The sequence below is a fragment of the Persicobacter psychrovividus genome (assembly GCF_036492425.1).
Lineage (GTDB): Bacteria > Bacteroidota > Bacteroidia > Cytophagales > Cyclobacteriaceae > Persicobacter > Persicobacter psychrovividus.
Genome location: NZ_AP025295.1, coordinates 134,903 through 153,978, shown reverse-complemented (window position 1 = coordinate 153,978; position 19,076 = coordinate 134,903). Strand labels below are relative to the sequence as shown.

The 19,076-nt window shown below is 44.2% G+C and carries 15 protein-coding genes; 11 read left to right on the top strand and 4 right to left on the bottom strand.

Features of this window, described 5'->3' with window-relative positions; all coding sequences use genetic code 11:
- Positions 1–51: 51 nt before the first annotated feature.
- The 3 genes from AABK40_RS19505 to AABK40_RS19495 are packed head-to-tail and all read left to right on the top strand — an operon-like array spanning position 52 to position 3,461.
- Positions 52–1,350 (top strand): hypothetical protein, encoded by a 1,299-nt coding sequence (locus AABK40_RS19505; protein ID WP_338399048.1) that lies wholly within the window; start codon positions 52–54, stop codon positions 1,348–1,350.
- Entirely contained in the window at positions 1,343–3,124 is a 1,782-nt protein-coding gene (locus tag AABK40_RS19500; protein ID WP_338399047.1) for a DEAD/DEAH box helicase, read from the top strand. The genes AABK40_RS19505 and AABK40_RS19500 overlap by 8 nt, the downstream gene beginning before the upstream one ends.
- Before the next feature lie 22 nt (positions 3,125–3,146).
- Positions 3,147–3,461: a thiamine-binding protein gene (locus tag AABK40_RS19495; RefSeq protein WP_332920324.1), complete on the top strand. Its 315-nt coding sequence runs from the start codon at positions 3,147–3,149 to the stop codon at positions 3,459–3,461.
- Positions 3,462–3,515: 54 nt separating this feature from the next.
- Here the strand turns inward: AABK40_RS19495 and AABK40_RS19490 are convergent, their stop codons facing one another.
- From AABK40_RS19490 to meaB, 3 genes are all read right to left on the bottom strand, one after another.
- On the bottom strand, positions 3,516–3,929 hold the full coding sequence (locus AABK40_RS19490) for a VOC family protein (RefSeq protein ID WP_338399046.1): 414 nt from the start codon (positions 3,927–3,929) through the stop codon (positions 3,516–3,518).
- A gap of 2 nt (positions 3,930–3,931) precedes the next feature.
- Positions 3,932–4,390 carry a DinB family protein gene (locus AABK40_RS19485; protein ID WP_338399045.1) on the bottom strand — a complete coding sequence of 153 codons (459 nt, stop codon included), beginning with the start codon at positions 4,388–4,390 and terminating at the stop codon, positions 3,932–3,934.
- A gap of 355 nt (positions 4,391–4,745) precedes the next feature.
- Positions 4,746–5,768, bottom strand: coding sequence for a methylmalonyl Co-A mutase-associated GTPase MeaB (gene meaB / locus AABK40_RS19480; RefSeq protein WP_338399044.1), 1,023 nt, complete (start codon positions 5,766–5,768; stop codon positions 4,746–4,748).
- Between the two features lie 184 nt (positions 5,769–5,952).
- Between meaB and mce the strand changes: the two genes are divergently transcribed.
- The 8 genes from mce (at position 5,953) to scpA (ending at position 16,074) form a co-directional block, all read left to right on the top strand.
- Complete coding sequence (mce, locus tag AABK40_RS19475) at positions 5,953–6,366, top strand: methylmalonyl-CoA epimerase (protein ID WP_332920320.1); 414 nt, start codon at positions 5,953–5,955, stop codon at positions 6,364–6,366.
- A gap of 90 nt (positions 6,367–6,456) precedes the next feature.
- On the top strand, positions 6,457–8,019 hold the full coding sequence (locus AABK40_RS19470) for an acyl-CoA carboxylase subunit beta (protein ID WP_338399043.1): 1,563 nt from the start codon (positions 6,457–6,459) through the stop codon (positions 8,017–8,019).
- Between the two features lie 9 nt (positions 8,020–8,028).
- Positions 8,029–8,424, top strand: coding sequence for an OadG family transporter subunit (locus AABK40_RS19465; RefSeq protein WP_332920318.1), 396 nt, complete (start codon positions 8,029–8,031; stop codon positions 8,422–8,424).
- Positions 8,425–8,448: 24 nt separating this feature from the next.
- Positions 8,449–8,877 carry a biotin/lipoyl-containing protein gene (locus AABK40_RS19460; RefSeq protein WP_332920317.1) on the top strand — a complete coding sequence of 143 codons (429 nt, stop codon included), beginning with the start codon at positions 8,449–8,451 and terminating at the stop codon, positions 8,875–8,877.
- A gap of 163 nt (positions 8,878–9,040) precedes the next feature.
- The gene (locus AABK40_RS19455; protein ID WP_421953324.1) at positions 9,041–10,150 is read left to right on the top strand and encodes a sodium ion-translocating decarboxylase subunit beta; all 1,110 of its coding nucleotides are present in this window, start codon (positions 9,041–9,043) and stop codon (positions 10,148–10,150) included.
- A 200-nt stretch (positions 10,151–10,350) separates the two neighbouring features.
- On the top strand, positions 10,351–11,676 hold the full coding sequence (locus AABK40_RS19450) for an acetyl-CoA hydrolase/transferase family protein (RefSeq protein WP_338399042.1): 1,326 nt from the start codon (positions 10,351–10,353) through the stop codon (positions 11,674–11,676).
- A gap of 396 nt (positions 11,677–12,072) precedes the next feature.
- A complete protein-coding gene (locus AABK40_RS19445; RefSeq protein ID WP_338399041.1) occupies positions 12,073–13,920 on the top strand; it encodes a methylmalonyl-CoA mutase family protein in 1,848 nt (615 codons plus the stop codon).
- A 6-nt stretch (positions 13,921–13,926) separates the two neighbouring features.
- Positions 13,927–16,074 carry a methylmalonyl-CoA mutase gene (gene scpA / locus AABK40_RS19440; protein WP_338399040.1) on the top strand — a complete coding sequence of 716 codons (2,148 nt, stop codon included), beginning with the start codon at positions 13,927–13,929 and terminating at the stop codon, positions 16,072–16,074.
- Positions 16,075–16,588: 514 nt separating this feature from the next.
- Here the strand turns inward: scpA and AABK40_RS19435 are convergent.
- Positions 16,589–18,553, bottom strand: coding sequence for a hypothetical protein (locus AABK40_RS19435; protein ID WP_338399039.1), 1,965 nt, complete (start codon positions 18,551–18,553; stop codon positions 16,589–16,591).
- Between the last annotated feature and the right edge of the window lie 523 nt (positions 18,554–19,076).

Genomic DNA, 19,076 nt, shown 5'->3' with positions numbered 1-19,076 from the left:
AGGTCTGTTTTATTCTTCAGCTTTTTTAACTTTGTTGTTTTAGCAAAGCTTATGAAGGAATATATCAAATCAAGGCCTAAACCCACCAATGGTCATCAATTGGGCACTTTTCTGCAATGCAAACGCAAAGCGTGGCTTAATTATTTTGGTCATGAGGCACTCAAAGCCGATACCCCACCACATCAGCAACACCTGATGGATGAAGGTCTGCGCTTTGAGGATGATATATTTGAGATGTACTACCCTGAGGCTTATGAGGTGAAGGGGGACAATTTTGCAATTCGCAAAGCCCTGACCCTGGATGCCATGCGCCGTGGCGAGCCCGTGATCCTTCAGGCACAGCTCGGTGATGGGACGACTACCGTCGGGGTGGCTGATATTTTAATTCTTGAGGATACTGATGAACAGCTGCCTTTGGGCCATGCTTACAGCCTTGGGGAGGTGAAGCATTCTGCGCAGGTGGCCGTGAGTCACCTTACCCAGTTGCTCTGGTATGCATCGATGCTTGCTGTTGATCAGCAGAAAACCTACGACCATTCCTTTGTTATTATCAAGAACAAAGAGCAAATTAAAGTTCAGCTAACGGAAGTTCGAGGGATTTATGAAGAGTGCCTTGAAGGGCTGTTACCCTTGCGCGATTTGTCGTGGGAGGAGCTTGGCGAGCAACACCCGATTGTTTATAAAAAGTCGTGCAATAAGTGCCAGTGGCGATACGCCTGTATTCCCGAACTTATGCAGCAGGAAAACCACCTCAGTGTAATTCCTTTGCTGAATGCCCATCATATTATGGCGCTAAAAGCGGAAAATGTTAACGGGCCCACAGCGTTATTGCAGGCACCTGCACAATTATTTGCCAATATTGGCTTTTCATTTCTGGAATATCGACGGCTTATTTTTCAGGTACAGACATACCATCGACTGGGCTTTGGCTTCAAAGAAAAAATTCAGTCGTTGTATTTTGGTAGCCTGACGCCTTTTGTTTTGGATTATGACGATCAGGAACCTGAGCGGCCAATAGCGCTGCGTACTGCAGAAAAAACCATCCCCCTTGAAATGACCGCTTATCCAGAATTTGTGGGCAGGTGGATCGGCTACGGTCTTGATGCCTTGCGGTTGCAACAATGGACTAAAGGCTGGTCTGATGATCAGATTGAAGTGGTGAACCTTGCGGAGGTTATTGAAAAGCAACTTTTTGGTTTATTTCCCGGCTATGCGCTCAACGAACTCTATTATTTTTTTCAGCAACAAATATCGATTGAGCAGCTGGTGCTTGATCCCGATAAGGATTTGGACCGACTGGAAAAATTAAACTTTTTAATTCAGACCATAGAAGAGGCCTTACATGATTGATCAATTTTTAGCATACTTGAAGAAAGAACAGGCATTGAACATTCAGAAAGTTCGTGAATTGAGCAGCCTCTCTGTTGAAGGGGTTGAGGAACGGGGACTGATGATTGATAATGCCACTTTCGTGATTACAAAATTCCTGAAATCTGACGGCTATGGCTGCCTGCACCTTCCCTATAATGAAACAAAGCTGAAAAGGGGCGAGAATTTTATGCTGAAGGCAAAGGACAATAGCCGATGGGAAGTAAAGGCTGAAGTGCTGGGCATGGGCGAGGACAAGCTGTGGTTTCAGCTCGGTTATAATCCTGGTGGGCAGTATGCCCTAAATGATTTGGACGACGGTACAAGCATGCGCCTGACCTTGATTCCTTTTGATGCCGTGGATAAAGTTCGCGAAGCTTTCATCAATATGGAAGGGAACACGGCCGCAGAACATTGGCTGAAACAACTCATGACCCCAAATGGGATTCAGTTACCTGAACTGGAAATTACAGCACTGCAGCGCAAACAAGTGGCCGACCTCGAAGATCAACTCGGTCGATCCTTGAACAGTTCTCAGCGGCAGGTACTTTTAAAATGCCTCAGTTTACCCAAAATCATGGGTATTCAGGGCCCTCCAGGCACTGGGAAGACGGATGTCCTTGGTCAGTTAATTTATTTGTTGTTACAGGCGGGCAAGTCGGTGAATATTATTGGCTTTACCCATCAGTCGGTCAACAATGCCCTTTCGGAAGTCTTCGATAAATTTCCTGCGCTGAATGTGGTGAAACTCGGCTCGGCAGATAAAAATGAAGGTCTTTCGGCAGGTGTGAAAATTCAGTCGGCAAGATATGCACATCGGGGAGCGCAAAGTCTTTTCGGGCTGACATATTATGGCGCTTTGTATCACCATCAAAAGGTGAAGGCTGATGTACTGATTGTCGATGAGGCAGGGCAGCTTCCCCTGACACTGGCCGCAACAATGGCGAGCTGGGGTGCTGAAAGTTTATTGTTTTTTGGCGATCAGCGACAAATGGAACCCATATTCGATGAGGGGATGGCTGATGACCCATTTTCATGCAGTATTCTTACTCACCTTGAAAAATATCACCCCAATACCTTATTGGCTTTCGATACCACCTATCGTATGAATTCCACCCTCGCCCGATGGGTTGGAGAGCTTTTTTATCCGAGTGGAAAAACAAATAAAGAAGTGCCGACCTTCCTGAAAGCTTCGGCCTTTAACCATGATCGGGAGTTTCAGCTGTCTACCACTTTTGCCGAGCCGTGGGCCTCCATTTTCAGTAAAGCGCCCCTGGTGTGGGTAGATAGCTGTGACCAGTTTGCGAGGCAGATTAATCAGGATGAGGCGGCATTTTTGGTGCAGCTGATCATCAAGGCGCTGGAAGGGGGGATGTCAATCAAAGACATTGCGGTGGTTATCCCTTTTCGCAAGCAAATTCTTGAAGTGCAAAATCAGCTGAGTAAATACCTCAAAGTGAAGCATCAGCCATTGATTGATACAGTGGAAAAAATTCAGGGGCAAAGCGTGGAGATGGTGATTGTGGGTTATACCGCAGCCGATCCTGAATATGTTGCTGATATCGGGCAGTTCATCTTTTCTGCCAACCGATTGAATGTAGCGATTTCAAGGGCAAAAACGAAGGTGATTTTCCTTTGCTCGCCCAATCTGCTGAAAGGTGTTCCCGCCACCTGGGACGATCTGATGATGCAGAAAAATTTACGAAAATTACGGGAAGGGGCAGATGTAAGAACCTGCACCGACCAATTTAAATAATCAACAATCTAAAACAACCAAGATGGCAGCAGTATTAAATTTTGCGATTTTCCCCATGGACAAAGGGGCGCATATCAGCGAGTATGTCAGTAAAGTAATTGAGCATATCAAGAACAGTGGCTTTGAATATCAACTCACTCCAATGGGTACTATTCTGGAAGCACCAACGGTAAAGGAAGCCCTGCAGGTGGTAGAACAAAGCTATGAGATTTTGGAGCCTGTGGCTGATCGTGTGTATTGTGTGATGAATATGGACGTGAAGAAAAACAAAGGGGCAGGGATGATGAAAGCCAAGATTGAATCGATTGAATCGAAGATCGGAAACGTTAACAAATAATATAAAAGGCCACAATGGAGATGCATTGTGGCCTTTTTTCATTTTTTGCCTGCCTTAGCTGTTGGGCAGTGTCATGTGTAGCATCCATTTAATGCCAAACTGATCCACCAGACTTCCGAACCGTGCCCCCCAGAAAGTCTCCTGAAGTTCCATGGTTACGGAGCCATTTTCGCTCAGTGCTGCAAAAATACGGTCTTGCTCCTGCTGATCTTCCAGGTCAATATTAAGCGTTACCTTTCCTGGCCCATCGGTGGGCATGCCCATCAGGTTATCGCTGGCCATCAGGCAGAAATCCCCCGCTTTAATCTCAGCATGCATGATTTGATCCTTCAAATGTTCAGGGGCCTCCATAGGGCTTTCCTCAAAGGTTTTTTTGCTGATCAGTTCAGCCTTAAAAACCTGCTGATAAAAATCGATGGCTGCACTGCACTGCCCTTCAAAGGTTAAATATACTCCGATGGATTTCATGATTATAATTGGATAAGTCTGCGATGATAATTGATTTGCCCCATGTGGTAGCTTAAATGCGCCAAAAGGTGCTGCATGAAATAAGCCGTAGTTATGGGTTTTTTAAACACCTCAAGCGGGTAGGTTTGCGCCCATTCTTCTTCGGTCATTTTTGAAAAAGTATCCTGAATCAGTGCGTCAACAGCTTCAATCTGCTCTTTAAAAGTGGCAATGCTGATGTCGTGGGTAGAAAATTCCGCTTTACGATCTCTTACATAATCTGTTTTTGCCAAAACGTGACCAATAAAATGGTTCAGGTTACCCAAAATATGTTGGGTCAGGTGCCCTGCAGAATTAGAAATCATGCCGCGAACAGCCCAAAACTCAAGTGGTTTACCTTCATATTGGCTGATTTCTTCACTCAATTGCTGAAGATTTTTACTGAAGAGCTGTGCTAAACTATCTGAAAATGCGGTATTCATATAGATGTAATTAGGTTCGTGTTATGTAATTGATCTAAGTCAGTATTATTCAAAAAATTATATTTTCAATACTATTGCCTCGGTTAAGCTGATAAATAATTTGAATAATGATGCTTTAAAGATAAAAACAAAAGATTTGAAAAAATACTCCTGTCTATTTTTCACAATAAATTTAAGCTTAGTATAATGCTATATATTGAAATAGTTCAATCGGATGAATTTGGCATAATTGCATTATTTTACAAAAGATGATGCCAGTCATCCTGAGAAAAATATTTTCATTTTAAACTAAAGCAAAAATTAATTTATATCACTATTCCGTTATCAGGCTCAGAAAAAACCGACCTGTTTTAGCTTACGTTTTTGGGTCGTCTGCAAGTTGTATTTCCTGATGATATTGCTCAAGAAGTTCCATCGCTGCCATAATCGGCAGGCGCTTGTCCGTCATCACTTCTTCTTCGAGCGTTTCCATTTGCTGAGCCACAATCGGGTGGGTATAGAACTGTGATTTCAACTCCTGAATAATCCATTCGTGCATCCAGTGTTTATTTTGCGATTGCCTGTTGTGGTTAAACCACCCACTGGTGCGCATCTCCTCAACGAACTCACAGATCATCTCCCAGGTTTCGGTCATGCCTGTTTTGTTGTAGGAGGAAGCGGTGATCACTTTGGGCAGCCATCCCTTTTCAGAAGCAGGAAACATATGCAGCGCATTTTGATATTGGTTTTTGGCCATCTTGGCACGGTCCTCATTGCCTGAATCTGCCTTTGTAATGACCATGCCGTCACACATTTCCATAATTCCCCGCTTAATTCCTTGCAGCTCATCGCCTGCCCCAGCGAGCATTAATAATAAGAAAAAGTCCACAAGCTGACTCACGGCCACTTCCGATTGCCCCACGCCAACGGTCTCAATCATCACCACATCAAAGCCCGCAGCTTCACATAGAAGCATCGTTTCGCGGGTACGCGCGTGCAAGCCGCCGAGGGCACTGCCTGCTGCCGATGGCCGCACATAGGCCTGGTCGTTATTGGCGAGCGTCTCCATTCTTGTTTTATCGCCAAGGATGGACCCACGCGTTCGCTGCGAACTGGGATCAATGGCAAGAATAGCAATGCGTTTCCCTTTATTGATCAAAGTTTCCCCGAAAGATTCAATGAAGGTACTCTTGCCGACACCAGGTACCCCCGTAATGCCTATCCGCAGGGATTTACCCGTATGCGGCATGATTTTTTCCAATAACTGACGGGCAATCAAATTATCACTTTTCAAAGTTGACTCCACTAAAGTGATGGCCTGGCTCAAGGCTACTCGATCTTTTGCTAATATCCTGTCTGCGAGTTGATTAACGTCTATTTTTCGCTTTCTGATTCTCATTTTTGCAGCCATTCTGATAAGGATTTTGTTAAATACTGACTTTCATCAGTTGAATGAAATGATTTGGCATGTACTTTTAACACGTTCATAAAACACGACCGAAAAGTTAGGTTTAATTTATAATTATTCAAAAGACAAATTTCGGTATACTATTTTTTCTACTAATCAAAATCTCCAATAGAGTATGGATATTAAAAAGATTGAGCACATTGGGATTGCCGTAAAAGACTTGGAAACTTCTAAAAAATATTATGAAGAAGTTTTGGGTTTGAAATGCTACGCTGTTGAAGAGGTGGCGGAGCAAAAGGTAAAAACCGCTTTTTTTATGGTCGGAGAAACCAAAATTGAATTGCTGGAATCCACCGACCCTGCAGGACCAATAGGCAAGTTTGTTGAGAAAAAGGGAGAGGGTGTTCATCACCTCGCTTTTGCGGTAAATGACCTCGAAGGGCAGCTCGCTGAAGCAAAAGAAAAAGGCGTTAGATTGGTGGATGAAACACCACGCAAGGGTGCTGAAGGGCTGGATATCGCTTTTCTTCACCCAAAATCAACCCACGGAGTTCTTACCGAACTTTGTGAAGACAAAAATGCAAAATAGACACTTACCGCTAATGCTTCATTAGCGGTCATTTTTTTAGATATTTTTTGATATCATCCATTTTTAACAAAGGAAAATTAACAGAATACTATGTCCATTAACAGCGAAAAAATCCGAGAATTAGTTGAAAAACGGGCGAAAGCGCGCTTAGGTGGTGGAGAGAAACGGATCGAGAAGCAACATCAGCAGGGGAAATTCACTGCAAGGGAGCGTATCGAGATGTTGTGTGATGAAGGGAGCTTTGAGGAGTATGATATGTTTGTAACCCACCGAACCAAGTCTTTTGGCCTGGATAAGCAGAAGTTTTATTCTGATGGGGTGGTTACAGGTCGCGGTACGATTGACGGCCGTGTGGTTTTTGTTTTTGCACAGGACTTTACCGTTTTTGGGGGCTCTCTTTCAGAGACTTTCGCCAACAAAATCTGTAAAATCATGGATCAGGCCATGAAGGTCGGCGCACCAGTGATTGGCTTGAATGATTCTGGTGGGGCACGTATTCAGGAAGGGGTACGCTCGTTGGCGGGTTATGCGGAGATTTTCCAGCGTAACATCATGGCCTCAGGAGTTATCCCGCAAATTTCAGGGATTTTTGGTCCTTGTGCGGGTGGAGCGGTTTATTCGCCAGCGCTTACGGATTTTATCCTGATGACCGAAGATACTTCTTATATGTTTGTGACGGGCCCTAAAGTGGTGCAGTCGGTAACGGGGGAGGTCATTACGACCGAAGACCTTGGAGGTGCACGCATGCATTCGTCCAAGTCTGGGGTAGCACATTTTGTGGCAGAAAACGACGAAGAGGGGATCATGCTTATTCGCAAGATGCTCAGCTATATGCCTTCAAACAATTTAGAGGAACCACCACATTTGGAGTGTGATGATCCTGTAGATCGTTTGGAAGATGCTTTGAATGAGATTATTCCTGACAATCCAAATCAGCCTTATGATATGCTGGATGTCATTCATTATATTGCCGATTACGGGGAGTTTTTGGAAGTTCAGCGCAATTTTGCCAAAAACATATGTATAGGCTTTGCCCGCTTCAATGGCCGCCCTGTGGGTATTGTGGCGAATCAGCCTAAATTCCTCGCTGGGGTGCTCGATATTCAGTCGTCCATTAAAGCGGCGCGTTTTGTTCGCTTCTGTGATGCCTTCAACATTCCATTGGTTACTTTGGTCGATGTGCCAGGCTTCTTGCCAGGTTCTGGTCAGGAGTATGGTGGTATTATTACACACGGTGCGAAATTGTTGTTTGCATATGGAGAGGCAACGGTACCGAAAATTACCATCACCCTGCGTAAATCCTACGGTGGGGCGCACGATGTGATGTCATGTAAGCAATTGCGTGGTGATTTGAATTACGCTTGGCCAACGGCAGAAATCGCAGTGATGGGCGCCAAAGGTGCCGTTGAGGTATTGGAAGGTCGAAATATCCGCGGGATTGAGAACGATGAAGAACGCGCGAAATTCATTCAGGATAAGGAGGATGAATATTCTACGAAGTTTGCCAACCCATATTTGGCGGCCAAGTATGGCTTTATTGATGATGTGATTGAGCCACGAAACACCCGTTTCCGTATCGTTCGCGCTTTGGAAGGATTAGCGACTAAGAAAGAGGTGAATCCGCCGAAGAAACACAGTAATATTCCACTTTAATTTTTTGCCATGTTATTACAAGAGGTTACGCAGGCAGCAAACGACTTTGCTGCTGCCCATCCTTTGGAAGAGGGGTGGATTATCCTTTCAGTAGGGATGTTAATCATATTTTTGGCCCTGCTGTTATTGTTTGTGGTATTTGGATTTGTACTTCCAGGCATTCTTAACCTGTTGGCCAGAAAGCCAAAAGTTAAGATGAAAGTCAAAGCAGCCGACGGTGTTACAGATAAAGAAGTAGCGATGTCGGGAGAGGTTGCTGCGGCTATTTCCGCTGGGATTTATCAGTTCCTCGAAGAGGCTCACGATGAGGAGAACACGATTCTTACCATCGATAAGGTGAAAAGAAATTATTCGCCATGGAGCTCCAAGATCTACACCACACATTCCAATCAATTGGCCAGATAGGTTATTTTTTAAGGCACAGAAGCGATGAAAGATTATAAATTTAAAATTAACGATAATAATTATGCAGTCAAGATTAAGGCTGCAGAGGGTAATGAAATTACCCTGGAAGTAAACGGGACCTCTTACGTCGTCGAGATGGAGAAAGAGGTCAAAACTTCTAAAACGCCGACCTTGGCTCGTCGTCCGACATCCGTAGGGCAACCAAAAGCGGCTGTAAAAGCACCAAATGCTGGTGGGGCAGTCAAAAAAGTTGAAGCACCTCTTCCAGGGGTGATCATCAATGTGGTGGCCAAAGAAGGCGATACCGTGAAAGTGGGGGATACCCTGATGACCATGGAAGCCATGAAGATGGAAAACACCATCCTTGCGGAGGTTTCAGGAACAATTACGGCGGTAAAAGTTAATCCTCAGCAATCTGTATTACAAGGAGATATTTTGGTAGAGATCGCTTAAATCTAAGACAACTATGAAAAGATTTAAGACCATTATCGGGGCGCTGTTCATCATTATGATTGCAAGCGTACTCGGGGGGCATATAGATGCTTTTGCCCAATCGACCAATGTATTGATGCAGGGAGGAGAAACCACTTTCTGGGGAGAAGCCCTGCATGGTGTCATGACCTTCTTATCGAAAACAGGTTTTGCGTATGTTACCATTGGCAATGTGATCATGATCCTGGTAGGATTGTTCTTCATATTCCTGGCGATTCGCTATGACTACGAACCATTGCTGCTGGTGCCGATTGGTATCGGGGTAGTGATTGGAAATATTCCTGGCGGTGCTGGAGTTTATGCCGATGGTTCGGTAATGAATTTCCTTTATTTCGGGGTAAAATACGGGGTCTATCCGCCGCTGATTTTCCTCGGTATTGGAGCGATGACCGACTTCTCGACCCTGATTGCCAATCCCAAGCTGATGCTTTTGGGGGCCGCCGCTCAAATCGGGGTGTTCGGGACGTTTATCGGGGCGATTGCTTTAGGATTCACCTTACAACAAGCCGGTGCAATTGGTATCATCGGTGGTGCTGATGGTCCAACTTCCATCTTCTTGTCGTCAAAATTGGCGCCGGATATGGTCGGAGCCATTGCCATTGCAGCTTATTCTTATATGGCTTTGGTACCGGTAATTCAGCCGCCGATCATGCGTTTGTTGGTGCCGATGAAAGAGAGAAAAATCCGCATGAAGCCGCCACGTGTGGTTGCTCCACGTGAGAAAATCCTTTTCCCAATCGTGGCCTTGCTACTGACCACCTTCATCTCACCATCATCATTGCCACTTTTGGGCATGTTGTTCTTCGGAAACTTGTTGAAAGAGTCGGGAGTAACGGAGCGTTTGGCAGAAACAGCAAGAACCAAAATGATCGACATCGTAACGATTCTTTTGGGCGTAACTGTTGGGGCATCTACGCAAGCGGATGTGTTCCTGACGACCAGTTCTATTAAGATCTTCGCTTTGGGGGCCTTCTCTTTCTGCGTGGCAACTGCCGGTGGATTGTTGTTCGCTCGTTTCATGAATTTGTTCCTGAAAGAAGGCAACAAACTGAATCCATTGATTGGTGCAGCAGGGGTTTCGGCAGTGCCGGATTCAGCCCGTGTTGTTCAGCACGAAGGTTTGAAATATGACCCTTCAAATCACCTTTTGATGCACGCAATGGCACCAAACGTTGCCGGAGTAATTGGCTCCGCAGTAGCAGCCGGTATCATGCTTTCGTTCTTGGTGAATTGATAATCATATTATCGTAGGGACGTTGCATGCAACGTCCGTACATTTTTGGTTTGGGCGGATCGCTTAAGCAAAAATTTTATCACAATCTCTGATTCAATAAGATCTTTGAATCAGAGTCTATATATTTTTTTAAGCCTCAGTCAGTGATTCAAGCTGACTCATCTTCTAACCATAAGCGTAAGCTTTAAACGATTTTTATTATGGCTAATTATGTTCAAAATGCCGCTGAAGCGGTAAAATTGATAAAATCTAATAACCGTGTTTTGATTCAGGGGGGAGCGGCAACGCCTCAGGCCCTTGCCAAAGCAATGACGGAACGTGCAGAGGAGTTGTCTAATGTAGAAGTGGTGCACATTCACACAGAAGGTTATGCCGATTATGCCTTACCCGAATATTCAAAAAGTTTCAAAACCTCCGCTTTCTTTTTGGGCGGAAACATCCGTAAGTCGGTAGATGCCGGTTATGCGCAGTACAATCCGGTTTTCCTTTCGGATATTCCGGTATTGTTCCGCAACGACACCTTGCCTTTGGATGTGGTCTTGTTAAATGTTTCGCCTCCAGACCGCCATGGCTATTGTTCATTGGGTGTGTCTGTAGATGTGGTTGCCGCAGGTGTTGAAAAAGCCAAAGTACTGATTGCGCAGATCAACCCACAGATGCCACGTTGTATGGGCGACGGTATCATTCATATTGATCGCTTCGATGCTTGTTTTGATATCGACGAACCACTTTATGAATTGAACATCCCAGCAGCAAACGAAACAGAAAAACGCATTGGTAATTTCATCGCCGAGATGATTCCAGACGGAGCGACCCTCCAGATGGGTATTGGTGGTATTCCTAATGCCGTTTTGGATGCTTTGGGCAACCACAAAAACTTGGGAGTTCACACGGAAATGTTTTCTGAAGGTTTGTTGCCACTGATGGAAAAAGGCGTGATCAACAACAGCCAGAAGAAAATCATGGCAGGGAAAATCGTTTCCGGTTTTGCCATGGGTTCCCGCAAGCTGTACAACTTCATGGACGATAATCCTGAAGTATGGATGATGGACATTCAGTTTGTAAATGATACGGCTGTGATTCGCCAAAACCCTGCGGTAATGGCGATCAACTCCGCTTTGGAGGTTGATTTGACCGGACAGATTTGTGCGGACTCTATCGGTACACGCATGTATTCTGGTGTGGGTGGACAAATGGACTTCATGCGTGGTGCGGCGCTTTCTAAAGGCGGTAAAGCCATCTGTGCGTTGCCTGCCATTACTGGCCGTGGGGTTTCAAAAATTGTTCCTACCCTTAAAGAAGGTGCCGGTGTAGTAACGACCCGTGCCCACGCACAATATGTTGCTACTGAGTACGGTGTGGCGGAATTGAAAGGTAGAAACCTTGCCCAGCGTGCCAAGGCATTAATCGACGTGTCGCATCCAGACGCACGTGAAGAACTGGAAAGAGCTGCGCATGAGCGTTTTGGTCCAAGCTTTATTTCATTCAACACGCCGATTAAAGCTGAAGAGACTACTTTGGTTTAACAGTTGAAAACTATAACTATCGCGAGAGTCTCTCTCGTGATAGTTCACATTTAGCTATCAAGGGCTGTTTTATAACATAATCTGATGTTTGATTACGAAATTTATTTTGTCGCTGTATGGGCTGACCTATGTGTCTGCCCGAATTAACATAAGTTTTGTTTAGTTTGGATACACACATAGGTGCATCCGTACAGCTCATGAAATAAAATTTTACGCCAAATTCATAGAACTTAGTTGTGCAACAGGCCCCGATAGCTATAATCCTATTAATCCCATAAATCTGTGGACAAAAAAACCACCTACGATTTAAGGCTTGTTTTAATAGTTTAAAAGATTCAGATCATTGGCTGACGCAGGTATTATCGCTACCTGCGTTGGCTATAAATATTCACTAAAATGGCAGAGGAAAAACTATTCCAGGAATTTTCTTCGGTAACGAAAGAGGAGTGGGTGGCTAAGGCGACCGCTGACCTCAAAGGGGCATCTTTTGATAAAGTGCTTCGGAAGAAAACAATCAACAATCAGGTACAGGATCCATATTATGCATTGGAAGATGTGGACACGACCATCGATTGGAGTGAACTAAAAAATATTATCCCAACCAATCCCGATGCTGAGCAGGGACCACGCGAGTGGGTGAACTACCAGCGGATTGTGGTTGAAAACGAGGCCGAAGCCAATAAAATGGCTTTGCAGTTGCTTGAGTTCAGCGTTACGGGATTGATCTTTGATTTGGGGCCTTGTTCATCCAAATGCAAAGGCATTGATTACAACACTTTATTAAAAGATATCAGAACGGATGCTTTGGCGATTTCTTTCACCAATGTATGCTGTTCAACCGAATTGGAAGGCTACTTCGACGCCGTAAAAGCGCAGGGTGTTGATCCTGCGAACCTGTTCGGATTTGTAGCTTATGAGCCCATCGCTCGATATACCACCGCTGGTAAATTGCCTGAAAACTGGGAACAAGAATTGGTGAAGGTCTATCGATTGACTGAGCAATCACCAAACCTGAAAGCGGTTACGATCAGCGGGCAGGAGTTCGTGAATGCAGGTGGTTCACATGTTCAGGACATCGCTTTTACCCTGAACAAATGGGTAACGGTATTGGATGTTTTGACCGAAGCAGGCATCGACATCAAAGAAGCCATCGGACAGACCAACTTTTTGATGGGCGTTGCGACAGATTACTTCCATGAGTTGGCCAAATTCAGATCTCTGCGCTTGTTGGCTTTCGAATTGGCGAAGCAATATGGCGTAACAGTTGACAAATCTGTTTTTGAGATTACTGCTGTTTCTTCTTTGTGGTCTAAATCTTATTTGGATAGCAATGTGAACATGCTTAGAAATACCACCGAGGCCATGTCGGCGATCTTGGGTGGGGTAGATGCGATCTGTATCATGCCACATAACGAAACTTTCGAGAAACCAACAGCCATGACCCACCGCGTGGCACTCAACCTTTCGCATATGCTGAAAGAAGAGTCGTATTTTGATCGGGTGGTGGATCCTGCCGCAGGTTCTTATTATATCGATAATTTAAGTACTTCTTTGGCAAAAAATGCTTTGGAGCTGTTCCAAAAAGTAGAGACTGAAGGTGGTTTCCTTACTGCCTTCGAAGCCAAAGAAATTCAAACCAAAATCGCTGAAGTAAGGGATTTTCAGGAGAAATTGATCCGTCAGCGCCGTCAGGTGTATGTGGGTGCCAACCGCTACCCAAACATGATGGAGACTTTGGACCCTCAAAAATATCAAACCACTGAGGCCAACGATCTGCTTTTACAGGCCCAATTTGCCGGTAAAACTTTTGAGGAATTACGCTTGGCAACGGAGCAGTTTGTTGCTGAAGGCAATGAGCGCCCAACCGTTTTCTATGCGCTCTATGGAAATCTGGCCATGCGCCGTGCCCGTGCCAACTTCGCTGGGGAATTCCTGAGTACAGCAGGTTTTAATTCTGAAGAGGCTTACTTCGATGATGCTGTTTCAGCGGCCAATGCTTCAGCACACAAAGATGCGGATATCGTCGTGATTTGTTCTTCGGATGATGATTACAACGAATCGGGCGAAGCCTTTGTGAAAGAGTTCCGTGCCAATGATCTGCATACGACTTTGCTTTTGGCGGGTAATCCAACGGACATTGAGGACAAGCTGAAAGCGGCCGGTCTGAACGGTACCGTGCATGTTCGCACCGACATTGTGAAAACACTGACAGATCTTCAACGAATTTTGGGCATTGTAAAATAGCAGCAGATGAAACCTGATTTTTCAAAAATTTCGATCGAGGAAGTACAAGCCAATGCGCAAGCTGCTTCTATCAACAATAAAAACTGGGACACTGCCGAGCAAATCTCAGTAAAACCTTCTTTCTCCAAAGAAGACATCAAAAATATTGAACATGATAAATTTGCCGCAGGATTGCCACCATTCTTGCGCGGACCATACTCGACCATGTACGCTTCGCGACCATGGACGATCCGTCAGTACGCAGGTTTTTCTACCGCCGAAGAGTCCAATGCTTTCTATCGCAGAAACTTGGCTGCGGGGCAGAAAGGGCTTTCGGTAGCTTTTGACTTGGCGACCCACCGTGGTTATGATTCTGATCACGAGCGCGTGGTTGGTGATGTAGGTAAAGCGGGTGTGGCGATTGATTCGGTAGAGGATATGAAAATCCTTTTTGATCAAATTCCATTGGATAAAATGTCGGTATCGATGACCATGAATGGCGCAGTTTTGCCGGTCTTGGCTTTCTATATCGTAGCGGCAGAAGAGCAAGGCGTTACCAAGGACAAATTGGCGGGAACGATTCAGAATGATATTTTGAAAGAGTTCATGGTGCGGAATACTTATATCTACCCACCTGCTCCGTCGATGAAAATCATTGGTGATATCTTCGCTTATACTTCGAAGAATATGCCGAAGTTCAACTCGATTTCTATTTCGGGTTATCACATGCAGGAAGCTGGTGCGACCGATGATATTGAGTTGGCATACACCTTGGCCGATGGTTTGGAATATATCCGTACAGGATTGAAGTCCGGATTGACCATCGATCAATTTGCACCTCGACTTTCTTTCTTCTGGGCGATTGGAATGAATCACTTCATGGAGATTGCCAAAATGCGTGCAGGCCGTATGCTTTGGGCGAAAATGGTCAAGCAGTTTGATCCAAAGAACCCAAAATCAATGGCTTTGCGTACCCACTCGCAGACTTCGGGTTGGTCATTGACCGAGCAGGATCCGTTTAATAATGTAGGACGTACCGCCATCGAGGCGATGGGTGCAGCCCTTGGGCATACGCAGTCATTGCACACCAATGCACTGGATGAGGCAATTGCCTTGCCAACGGATTTCTCCGCACGTATTGCGCGTAACACGCAGCTCTACATTCAGGACGAAACCAATGTTTGTCGCGTGGTGGATCCATGGGCAGGTTCTTATTATGTAGAATACCTGACCCACCAAATTGCACACCGTGCATGGGACCTGATTCAGGAGGTGGAAAAACTCGGTGGTATGGCCAAAGCGATTGAAACCGGTATTCCAAAACTTAGAATTGAAGAAGCGGCAGCACGTAAGCAGGCACGTATCGATGCTGGAAAGGATACCATTACCGGAGTGAACAAATACCGAGTGGAAGAAGATACCGACATTGAGGTATTGGATGTGGATAACACGGCGGTACGAATTTCTCAGGTCAATCGATTGAAAGAAATTAAAGCTTCACGTGATACCGAAGCGGTAGAAAAAGCACTGAAAGCCCTGTCGGTTTGCGCCGCAACGGGCGAAGGAAATTTATTGGAGTTGGCCGTGGACGCCGCACGTGTTCGCGCCACTTTGGGAGAAATTTCCGATGCTTTGGAAACGCATTTCGGTCGTCATAAAGCGATCATCAAAACAGTTTCAGGCGTGTATTCTAAAGAAGCAGCAGACAACGATAAATTTCAGGAAGCAAGAGAACTGGCGGATAAGTGGGCTGAAATGGACGGCCGCCGTCCGAGAATTATGGTGGCCAAAATGGGGCAGGACGGACACGACCGTGGCGCCAAAGTGGTTGCGACATCCTATGCCGATTTGGGATTTGATGTGGACATGGGTGCCTTGTTCCAAACTCCAGAAGAAGTAGCTCGTCAGTGTGTAGAGAATGACGTGCATGCCGTAGGCGCATCTTCATTGGCAGCAGGACACAAAACCTTGGTGCCTCAGCTGATCGAAGAACTGAAAAAGTTAGGTCGCGAGGACATCTTGGTGTTTGCCGGAGGTGTGATTCCTCATCAGGATTACCAAATGCTTTACGACAGTGGCGTATGCGCTATCTTCGGCCCTGGAACCGTGATTTCCGAATCCGCGATTACTTTACTTGAACTGATGTTCGAACGTTTCACCGTAGAAGAAGATTAATAAAAATAAAAGTGTTGAGCTGGACACTCAGCAAGCTGTTTAGTGGATTAAGCCCGGCCATTTGGTCGGGTTTTTTTGTGCCCCGTAGAGACGTTATTATTAACGTCTAACAGGAATATGAGCCCTCGTTTTTCAGACTGGTCTTAGTCGCCGAACTAAGACCATCTATTATTTACCCACCATAATTTAACCAAGGATAAAGCCTTGGCCTATCAAAGAAAAACCCATTAAAATAGGTTGGGCTGGTGCTTCGATGGAATTACAGCCTTCAATTAACCAAAATTATTTCATTGAAAGTAAATGCCAACCTGCTTCAGCAGATTTTATTGTGTAAGGCCATTGCTTTAGCTGTGGTTAACTCGATGCTGATTCAATTTTCTGAATGAAAACAAGACCGAAAACCTGCAATAGAGGAGGGAATAAAATAGCCCAAAAAAAACTGGTCTTAGGGTTTTTTCTAAGACCAGTTTTTGGGGTTTGGGAGATATGAACGATTAGAGAATAACTCTCTTGATTATAGCCTATCTACATTAATGTTTTTAGATTTTATATAAACCTTAGGAATCGATGCTAACTTGGTTTCATCAAGATTTATGGTGCCAGTCGTACTTAAATACAGAAATTCTAAATCAGGGAAATTATTTAAATCAATATTTAACTCTATTTCTATGTTAGGATCTTCTTCCCTTACAGAATGCGTGAAACGTAGGTGGGTGGTTCCTATTTCTTCGTCTGTAGGAGAATGACCGTATAAAAAATTGACCGTTAATTTATCAATAAGGGACTGGGAAATAATCCTTCCTGCTCTTATAGAAAGCGATTTCCCTTGAAAACCGACATTTAGTGTATTAGAACTTATTTCTGTAAATGAGGAATAAAGGTGAAAAATTGGTGTGCTAATTGACGATAATGCATTCTCTTCAATGATTACGTTCCTACCTACTATACCTTTAAAGTAATTGATGCTATTCAACCTATCATCAACAACACCTGGCATTAACCCAAATTGGCAGGACGTATTCAAGTCAGAAAATTCATTAGGGAAATATAGATTACTTTGCAAAAAGAGGCTAAAGCTTTCTTTAGAACCTATTGGGTACTTATTAACAAACTCCCAAACATTGAGATCATTTGCCCCCTCAAAAGAGGTAACATATGTCTCACTATTTATATTTTTTAAATATTTTAAACTGAAGAAGCCTTCATGATAAGCTGTTTGGTTGAAATTGTCTTTTATATTTAATAGGGGAAGTGTAATGGAAGTAAATACTGAACCGTAGGTTGTTTGTGTGAATTCCCAACTTCCACCATCAACTGCCCACCACAAATTATCAAAAATATCGAACAAAAAATTTTGCTTTTCAATGTAGCTTTTAGCTTCGTTCTCAAATTTCTGATTTCCTTTTACAACCACCTTACTCACTAAATTGGAAAAAATATCACGTTTCGGGCTTTCATTTTGGTCAATGCCGACTCCCATATCTACAACATTTCTTAGTTGAATCGCCAAAGCCCCGACCCTCTTCGGATCCATATAAGAATCCAAATCAAAAGTAGAGTTACTCAAATCAATAGATTCTACCTCAGCAATTAGCAGTTGGAAGTCATCTGAAGGAACAGACAAGTCCGCAATATTGTAAGCAGATAAATCCACTGTATTGATATAACCAATAGAAGAACCGTTCGCCAAGTCTTCGTCAGCATAATGATTATTGGTCGTATATACCGTTATCACATCTTTAGCCTGCGCCTTCACACCACTATGATCTAAATAGGCCTGCATACGCTCCATTTCCTGCTCCGATACCTCAAAATAACGGTTGCCTTCCATGTTTATTGCTAAACCATCAATGCCATCAACCAATGCTTTCCAATGGTGGAATTGCAGATCATTATTCGCTAAGTTGAGTTTTTCTAACTGTTGAAAATGAAAAATCGCAGTATCCAAATCTACCTTATCCATCCCCGACAAATCAAGCTCACTCACAAAGCCCTCAGTATTTTTCACTACCCTTTCCGAATCTGCACTGACGCCCAATTTCTCCAAGGTCTCCAATTCAATATCTTGCTCGTAAGGTGGGTTCCCAGAAACCAACACCTCTACCTTTGGGAATTTGGTCTTCACGGTATTGATCACCTCCATGTCGAGTTGGTTATCCCGCAGGTCAATGGTTTTTTGGATGCGGATGGTATACAAACGCTCATCTATGGCCGTCAAATCCAAAGCCGAGAAATCCACGGATTGGATATTGGTTTCTTTGGTGGTCATGCGGGCATCTACCTTCTCTGCCGAAACGCCATAACTTTTGAAAATAGCCTGCAGGGTTTCCATCTCGGTATTGAACTGCTGTTGGGCTGGGGAGATTTCATCGCCTTTTTTACAGGCAGAAAGAAGCATAACAAGAACAGCAACAAGCATCGTTGCTTTGGTGAAATAGGTAGATGTTGGGCGCATAGTGGCGGTTAATATATTAATCAATAGGTTAAAATTATTAAGAATGTCTGCCCCTCGTGTCTTCTCTATGTATTCTTAAAAAATTATTATTTGATCCAAAAATAGTGGTTTTTATTGAATGGATGGTGATTTTTGAATTTTTTTATTGGGGTGGGGGTGGATTTTGTTGGGATGCGAAGTGGATTGCTGGACAATCATAATCTGATATTATTCCACGAAATTATATTTGGTCGCTGTATGGGCTGACCTATGTGTCTGCCCGAATCATTGTAAATTATTGTATGGTTTGGATACACCCATAGGTGCATCCGCAATGTCATTAAGTTAAGATTGTTTTCCTGTAAAGACGTTATTCTTAATGTCTAACAGGAATATGAGCCCTCGTTTTTCAGACTGGTCTTAGTCTCCGAACTAAGACCATCTATTATTTACCCACCATAATTTAACCAAGGATAAAGCCTTGGCCTATCAAAGAAAAACCCATTAAAATGGGTTGGGCTGGTGCTTCGATGGAATTATAGCCTAAGCTGGTCTTAGTCACCGAACT